This window comes from Petrotoga halophila DSM 16923 (assembly GCF_002924615.1).
The window spans coordinates 1-7,935 of record NZ_JALY01000030.1 but is presented as its reverse complement, the minus strand read 5'-3'; the positions used below and the strand labels follow the sequence as shown (position 1 = coordinate 7,935).

The following is a 7,935-nucleotide window of genomic DNA, read 5'->3' as shown; positions in this document are numbered from 1 at the left end:
AATATTGATTGGGCTTTCTGTTGCTAATTTGCAACTTGAAAGATGGCAAAAAGATAGGGATATTTTTGTCGATACCGCCGAAAAACTTGGTGCAAAGGTTATTGTACAATCGGCCAATAACGATGATTTACTACAAGTTTCTCAGGTAGAAAATATGATGAATCAGGGAGCTGATGTATTAGTTATTATTGCACATGATGGTTATATTATGGGAAGTGTGGTTGAAGAGGCTCATGCCAATGGAATTCCAGTGATTGCGTATGATCGTCTTTTAATGGAATGTGATTTGGATTATTACATTACTTTCGATCCAATAAGAATCGGAGAAATTCAAGCACAATATTTGGTTGATAAGAAGCCGGAGGGTAATTATTTCTTACTTGGAGGATCTCCAACCGATATGAATGCCCATTTTGTTAGAGAAGGTCAAATGAAGGTTCTTCAGCCTTATATTGATAGTGGAGCAATAGAAATAGTAGGAGACCAATGGGCAAAAGACTGGTCAGCACAAGAAGCTATGAAAATTGTGGAAAATGCATTAACCGCAACTCAAAATCAAATTGATGCTATTGTTGCTTCCAACGATAGTACAGCTGGAGGAGCGGTAGAAGCATTAAAGGAACAGGGACTAGCAGGAAAAGTTTTAGTATCTGGTCAAGATGCAGATTTGGTTGCCTGCCAGAGAGTAGTTGAAGGTACACAAACAGTGACTGTCTATAAACCTATAAAGGATATCGCTACTATGGCTGCTATTATGGCTGTTTCAGCCGCTAAGGATATTCATATTCCAACAAATGGAACAATTAACAATGAGTATAAAGAGGTATCTACTTTCTTCTTGGAACCTATTCCTGTTGATAAGACTAACATTGTAGAAACAGTTGTAAAAGATGGTTTTCATAAGTTAGAAGATGTATATAAAAATGTTCCCAGATCTCAATGGCCGAAAGTAGATTAAACAAAATTTTGAATATTTGGGTTAGGGGTCAATCCCTAACCCTCTCAGTCTAATTTCTATGACGTATAACAATTGAGGTGATTAAATGGCCACTCTTTTAGAATTGAAAAACATATCAAAAGAGTTTCCTGGAGTAAAAGCTCTTGAAAATATCAATTTAAAAATAGAAGAAAATACGATCCATGCTCTTTGTGGCGAAAATGGAGCAGGGAAGTCTACTTTGATAAGTATTTTAGGTGGAATATATCCATTAGGAACATATGAAGGTGAAATTTATTTACATGGTGAAAGAGTGAAATTTAGAAATCCTAAAGAGGCCGAAGAAGCTGGGATAGCTGTTGTTCACCAAGAATTGAGTCTATTTGATGAATTAAATATCGTTGAAAACATCTTTATGGGAAAAGCTATTGTAAAAGGTGTTTCGATAGATTGGAATGAAATGATCAAGGAAACTCAGAAATGGTTAAAAAAATTGAAGATGGAGAATGAAAATGTTCTTACTAAAGTAAAATACTTAGGTTCCGCAAAACAACAGTTAATTGAAATTGCTAAAGCGTTAGTTAAAAATTGCAACATTTTAATTTTGGATGAACCAACTTCCTCTTTAACAGAAAATGAAACAAAGATATTATTTGATATTTTGAAAGAGTTGAAATCTGAAGGGATCACCTCTATTTATATTTCACATAAGCTTGACGAAATTTTTGAGTTAGCTGACACAGTCAGCGTTTTAAGAGATGGTAAATTAATTGACACAAAGCCGATTAGTGAAGTAAAAGAAAGTGATCTCATAAAAATGATGGTGGGGAGAGAAATAAATCAAATGTTCCCCAAAAGGAGTTATATTCCCAACGAAATAGTATTTGAAGTGAGTAATTATACACTTTATGAGAAATATGATCCTCAAAGAAAAGTCGTTGAAGATGTTAGTTTTAACCTTAGAAAAGGAGAAATATTAGGTCTTTTCGGATTAGTTGGTGCCGGTAGGACAGAATTAATGACTAGTATAATAGGATTCAATTCGAGTAATAAAAGAGGAAAGATATTTTTGAACGCTAAAGAATTAGAAATAAGTTCACCAAGGCAAGCGTTAGAACTAGGAATAGCTTATTTATCCGAAAATAGGAAAAATTTGGGGATATTTCCCAATTTATCTGTAAGGCAAAACCTTTCAATTACTTTTATTAAAGAGTTCGGTAGTTATTTTAAAATATCTGAAGAAGACGAAATAGTAGAAGCTCTTAGAATGATCAAACAATTAAATATTAAAGCTTCTTCTCCAGAAGCGAATATCACTACTTTAAGTGGGGGAAATCAACAAAAAGTTTTACTTGGTAGAAATTTGATAAGGACACCAAAAATATTGATTATGGATGAACCTACAAAAGGAATAGACGTTGGGGCTAAACAAGAAATATATTCATTAATGAATGATTTAACATCTCAAGGTATATCAATAATTATGATTTCTTCTGAATTACCAGAAATAATAGGTATGAGCGATAGGGTAATAGTTATGCATGAAGGTAAATTTATGGGAGAATTAGAAAATATTAATCACGATTTAACCCAAGAAGAAGTTATGTACCTTGCAACTGCGACTGAAGGAGGAGGGGTATTTTGAAAAAGAAAAAGATTAATTTAAATTTAAGATCATACATGATGATAATAGCTTTAATAGTAATTTGGGTTTTTTTTGCCATCTTGACCGAAGGTTCTTTTTTAAGCGCTAGAAATATTTCTAATTTGTTTAGACAATCAGTGTTTCTATCAGTATTAGCAATGGGGATGGTATTTGTTATAATATTAGGCCAAATAGATCTTTCGGTTGGTTCTATTGTAGGACTAACAGGGGGCATTGTAGCAATTTTGCACGTGTGGTTCGGAATGGATCCCTTAATTTCTATCCTCATTACTTTAGGTATTGGACTTTTGATAGGTTTATGGAATGGATATTGGGTAGCTTATCGAGGAGTTCCAGCCTTTGTTGTTACATTAGGTGGTATGCTCATTTTCAGAGGAATACTATTAGGAATTACAAAAGGTACTACTATTGGTCCAATGAGAGGTTTTTTTGAGTTTCTAGGGAAGGGCTATCTGTCCAATATTATAGGGATAATAATAGGAGTTATCGGTGCTATTTTTATAATTGTAGCAGAACTTAATTCATGGAAAAAGAAAAAATCTCATGGATTAAATGCTCCTTCTTTAAAAGTGGAATTTTTAAAGTTATTAGCTTATACTATATTAATAGCTATTTTTATTCTAATTTTTAATTCTTATCGAGGAGTTCCTTTTCCCGTATTAATAACTCTTATTCTTTTAATATTTTTTACTTATATTTCTCAAAATACAGTTTTTGGAAGATATATATATGCAATTGGTGGCAATAGTCAGGCGGCAACTTTGTCTGGGATAGACGTAAAAAAGATTACACTTATAGTTTTTATGATTAATGGATTGTTAGCAGCTTTTGGAGGTATTTTTTTAACTTCTCGACTTAATGCTGCATCAGTTTCAGGCGGAGAAGGAGCGGAGTTAGATACAATAGCTGCGTGTGTTATAGGTGGTACAAGCTTAATGGGTGGAATTGGTACTGTTGTTGGTGCAGTAATTGGAGCGATTGTTATGGCAAGTTTAGACAATGGAATGAGTCTTATGAATGTCCCTGTGTTTTGGCAGTCTATTATAAAAGGGTTAGTATTAATATTTGCAGTATGGTTTGATGTTGCAAGTAAAAAGAAAGAGGCATAACTATTTGCAAAATAACATATAGGAGGTCTTAAAATGGCAGAATACTTCAAAGATATTAAAAAGGTTGAGTATGTAGGTAAGGAATCAAAGGATCCACTAGCTTTTCATTATTATGATCCCGAGAGAAAAATTGGTAATAAAACTATGGAAGAACACTTGAGATTTTCTGTGGCATACTGGCACACTTTCACTGCAGAAGGAAGGGACATGTTCGGGGTCGAAAGTGCCAACAGAGAATGGAACAAATTTTCGGATCCGTTAGATAAAGCTTACGCAAGATGTGATGCAGCATTTGAGTTCATGAGCAAATTAGGGGTTAAGTATTTTTGTACCCATGACAGAGACTTAGTTGATGAACAAGAAACGTTGAGAGAAACAAATAAGTTATTAGATAAATTAGTAGAAAGAATAAAGGAGAGAATGAAAGAAACAGGTATAAAGCTTCTTTGGGGAACGTCAAATCTTTTCACTCATCCAAGGTTTATGCAGGGTGCAGCTACATCTTGTGATGCAGATATATATGCATATGCCGCTGCACAGGTGAAAAAAGCACTTGAAATAACTAAGGAATTAAATGGTGAAAATTACGTTTTCTGGGGTGGAAGAGAAGGATATGAAACCCTTTTAAACACTAATATGGAGTTGGAATTGAACAATTTGGCTAATTTTTTACACATGGCTGTAGATTACGCCAAAGAAATTGGTTTTGATGGCCAATTTTTGATAGAACCCAAACCAAAAGAGCCCACAAAACATCAATATGATTTTGATGTTGCGAACTCTTATGCATTTTTACAAAAGTACGATCTTGATAAGTATTTCAAGTTCAATATAGAAGCAAATCATGCCACTCTTGCTGGTCATACTTTTCAACATGAATTAAGGTATGCAAGGATAAATAATATATTGGGAAGCGTTGATGCTAACATGGGTGATCTATTGTTGGGATGGGATACAGATCAATTCCCAACAAACGTATTTGAAAACGTTTTGGCAATGTATGAAATACTTAAGAATGGAGGAATAGCTCCGGGTGGTTTGAACTTTGACTCACATGTTAGAAGACCTTCTTACGAAAATATTGATCTGTTTTACGCTCATATAGCAGGAATGGATGCATTTGCGTTAGGATTGATATTAGCCAATAAGATTTTAGAAGACAAAGTTTTGGAAGACTTTGTAGAAAAAAGGTATAATAGTTTTAATGAAGGAATGGGTAAAAAGATAGTGGATGGACGAACTAATTTCAAAGAACTCGAAGAGTATGTACTAGATAAAAAAGTGGGAGTACCAAAATCGGGAAGACAAGAATATTTGGAAAACTTATTAAATTTGTATATCTACGAATAGACAATAAATCAGGAGGCTTTGTTTTGAAGATAAAGAAAATCAATGCAGAAAGAATGGGATATTCAAACAAATTAATGGTTTTCAATTTAATCAGATATTATTCTGGAATTTCAAGAAATGAGATTTCTAAGCTTACAGGTTTGGATAAAAGTACTGTGACAAAGATAACGTATGATTTAATTTCTAAAAAATTAATAGAAGAAGGAGATAGAAAATCTTCTAAAGGGGTTGGAAGGAAACCTATAAAACTGGAAGCAGCAAAAGGTGTTGCTGCTTCCATTATCGTTAAGGTTGGAGTTGAAAAAACAGTCGTAGGTCTTGGATATATGAACAATTCAATAAATAAGATTGTTGAATTTGAAACCCCAAAAAATTTTAATGTTTTTATTGGTAAATTAGCTGTTGAGATAAAAAGAATATATGAAAATGCTAATGGGAATAATATAGTAGGCCTTTCTTTTTCTTTTCCAGGAATGATCGATAGGAAAAACTTGATTATCGAATACGTACCCCATTTTAATTGGAGTGAGATCGATCTTAGAGGAGCAATTTTGAAAGAACTACCTCAATGTGACAAACCAATTTTCGCTGCAAATGAGGCAAAGTTAGCTCTACAAGCAGAGATGTATTTTAACAAAAATATCGCAAACCTAAACAATGGAGTCTATGTTTTCATATCTCAGGGAATAGGAGGAGCTTTGCTTATAGACGGTCAAATTCATTTGGGACCTAATTACACAGCGGGTGAATTTGGTCACATGAGCATCGATGAAGATGGAGTAAAATGTTTTTGCAATAATCAAGGATGTTGGGAAACGTTTGCCTCAATTGATACCGTTTCTAAGATATACGAATACAGCAATGGACGATTGGAAGGCAACAATTACGAAGAAAAATTCAGGAATCTTCTTTTAAAAGCCGAAAAGAAGGAAGGAAACGCCAATGAAATAATTAAACAGATGTTGTATTATTTAGGAGTAGGAACAGTTAATTTAATAAATATCTTGAATCCTGAGTTTGTAATTTTTGGGGGGTATGGGTATCTTTTTCCTGATGATTATTTCACAGAGATTCAAAATATTATAAGGACGCGAACTCTGAAACCAGCATTAAAATCTTTTAAAAAACCTTTGAGACCATTTTTTGATATAGATACAGCATGTCTAACGGGAGCAAATTTAAGGGTGATGGATGATTTTGCAGAAAAAGCTGTTATATAGAATGAGGTGATCAGTTTGCACAAATATTTAGGAATAGATGTCGGGACAACCGGATTGAAGGGTTTAGTTGTATCTGAAGAAGGAGAAGTTTTGGATAGTTATTCCTATCCATTAGAAATGAAAGTTCCCAAACCTGCATGGGCTGAACAAGACCCTGAAGATTGGTGGATTGGTGTATACGACATATTAAAAAAAGTGTCCAGAACGCATCAAATAGATGTAATAGGGTTTTCCGGACAAATGCATAGTTTAGTGGTTTTGGATGAAAATAATAAACCTATTAGGCCCGCAATCCTTTGGTGTGATCAAAGAACCACTCCCCAATGCAAAGAAGCTACAGAAGCTTTTGGTGGTGAAGAAAAGGTTATCTCCAAAATAGGCAATCCCTTTTTGGAGGGTTTCACTTTCCCAAAAATACTGTGGTTAAAAGAAAATGAAACAGATAATTTTAACAAAATAAAGAAGATTCTTCTACCTAAGGATTATATAGTTTTTAAGCTAACAGGAACCATTGGTATAGACTACTCCGATGCGTCTGGAACAGCTTGTTTTAATGTAAAAACAAATTATTGGGATGAAGAGATATTTGAAACTTTTGGTATTAATATGGATATAATGCCTGAATTGTATCCTTCTTATGGGATTCGAGGTGAAATAAAAGAAAACCTACAAAAAGAATTAGGATGGAAGAACACAAAAGTTGTTTCAGGAGGAGCAGATAATGCATCAGCTGCGTTTGGGATAGGTATATCGAAAGCAGGAGAGTCGATGGTTAGTATTGGAACTTCGGGTACTGTTCTAACTCTTACTGAAAAAAAGGAACCTGATTTATCAGGAAAAATACATTACTTTAACTATGTAATAAAAGATAAATATTATTACATGGGGGTAATGCTTTCAGCTGCTCATTCTCTAAATTGGGTTAAAAATAGATTTTTTCCAAGTTTGGATTGGGCAGAAATAGAAGAAAGAATAAACCAATCAGTACCAGGTTCAAACGGTATTATTTTTCTTCCTTACTTAAACGGTGAAAGAACTCCACATAGAGATCCTAACGCGAGAGGTGTTTTTTTTGGGATTTCTTCTTTGAATACTGAAAACGACATATTAAGGGCAACCATGGAAGGTATAACCTTTGGCCTTAGGGATTCCTTTGAACTTATAAAGGAAAAAACAGAGATAAAAGATATGAGGATAGTTGGAGGAGGAGCCAAAAATAAAAGTTGGGCAAAGATTGTTGCAACAAACTTCAAAATACCCGTTAAAATGCCTAAAATTGATGAAGGCGGTGCGTATGGAGCAGCTATGTTGGCTGCAGTAGGAGATGGCCAAAAGCTTGAAGATGTTTTAAAATGGGTAAGATTCAAAGAAATTATTGAACCTAATTATCAAGATACAAAGATTTACGATGATTATTATGGAATTTATAAGAATTTGTATAAATCGTTGAAAGGAAATTTTGAAGAGTTGGCAAAAATTCAAAGATGATATATAAAAGAGCGGCTTTAGCCGCTTTTAAAATTTTTAGTTTAATTCCGACTTTTTTTGTGATATAATTATTGTTGATTATTAAACAGTAAGGGGTACATGGCGAAGCCCGTTTCGATTCAGCTAGGTAAAGGATTATAACTTTCTTCCTTAGATGGGTGGGCT

General features: G+C 33.9%; 6 protein-coding genes. All 6 read left to right on the top strand.

The features are described from left to right. The coding region (gene xylF / locus AA81_RS01420) for a D-xylose ABC transporter substrate-binding protein (RefSeq protein ID WP_103897952.1) at nt 1–958 on the top strand (958 nt) is incomplete at its 5' end. A gap of 85 nt (nt 959–1,043) precedes the next feature. Continuing rightward, nucleotides 1,044–2,582 carry a sugar ABC transporter ATP-binding protein gene (locus AA81_RS01415; protein WP_103078981.1) on the top strand — a complete coding sequence of 513 codons (1,539 nt, stop codon included), beginning with the start codon at nt 1,044–1,046 and terminating at the stop codon, nt 2,580–2,582. Between the two features lie 35 nt (nt 2,583–2,617). Continuing rightward, nucleotides 2,618–3,712: an ABC transporter permease subunit gene (locus AA81_RS01410; protein ID WP_103078990.1), complete on the top strand. Its 1,095-nt coding sequence runs from the start codon at nt 2,618–2,620 to the stop codon at nt 3,710–3,712. A 33-nt stretch (nt 3,713–3,745) separates the two neighbouring features. Then, the gene (xylA, locus tag AA81_RS01405; RefSeq protein WP_103078980.1) at nt 3,746–5,062 is read left to right on the top strand and encodes a xylose isomerase; all 1,317 of its coding nucleotides are present in this window, start codon (nt 3,746–3,748) and stop codon (nt 5,060–5,062) included. Between the two features lie 23 nt (nt 5,063–5,085). After that, a complete protein-coding gene (locus AA81_RS01400) occupies nt 5,086–6,282 on the top strand; it encodes an ROK family transcriptional regulator (protein WP_103078979.1) in 1,197 nt (398 codons plus the stop codon). Between the two features lie 15 nt (nt 6,283–6,297). Next, complete coding sequence (gene xylB, locus AA81_RS01395) at nt 6,298–7,770, top strand: xylulokinase (RefSeq protein ID WP_103078978.1); 1,473 nt, start codon at nt 6,298–6,300, stop codon at nt 7,768–7,770. The last annotated feature ends 165 nt before the right edge of the window (nt 7,771–7,935 follow it).

What these genes read in the sequence shown, in the direction of transcription:
- xylA (WP_103078980.1), top strand. Translation starts at nt 3,746, where the DNA reads ATGGCAGAATACTTCAAAGATATTAAAAAGGTTGAGTATGTAGGTAAG.
- AA81_RS01410 (WP_103078990.1), top strand. Translation starts at nt 2,618, where the DNA reads ATGATGATAATAGCTTTAATAGTAATTTGGGTTTTTTTTGCCATCTTG.
- AA81_RS01415 (WP_103078981.1), top strand. Translation starts at nt 1,044, where the DNA reads ATGGCCACTCTTTTAGAATTGAAAAACATATCAAAAGAGTTTCCTGGA.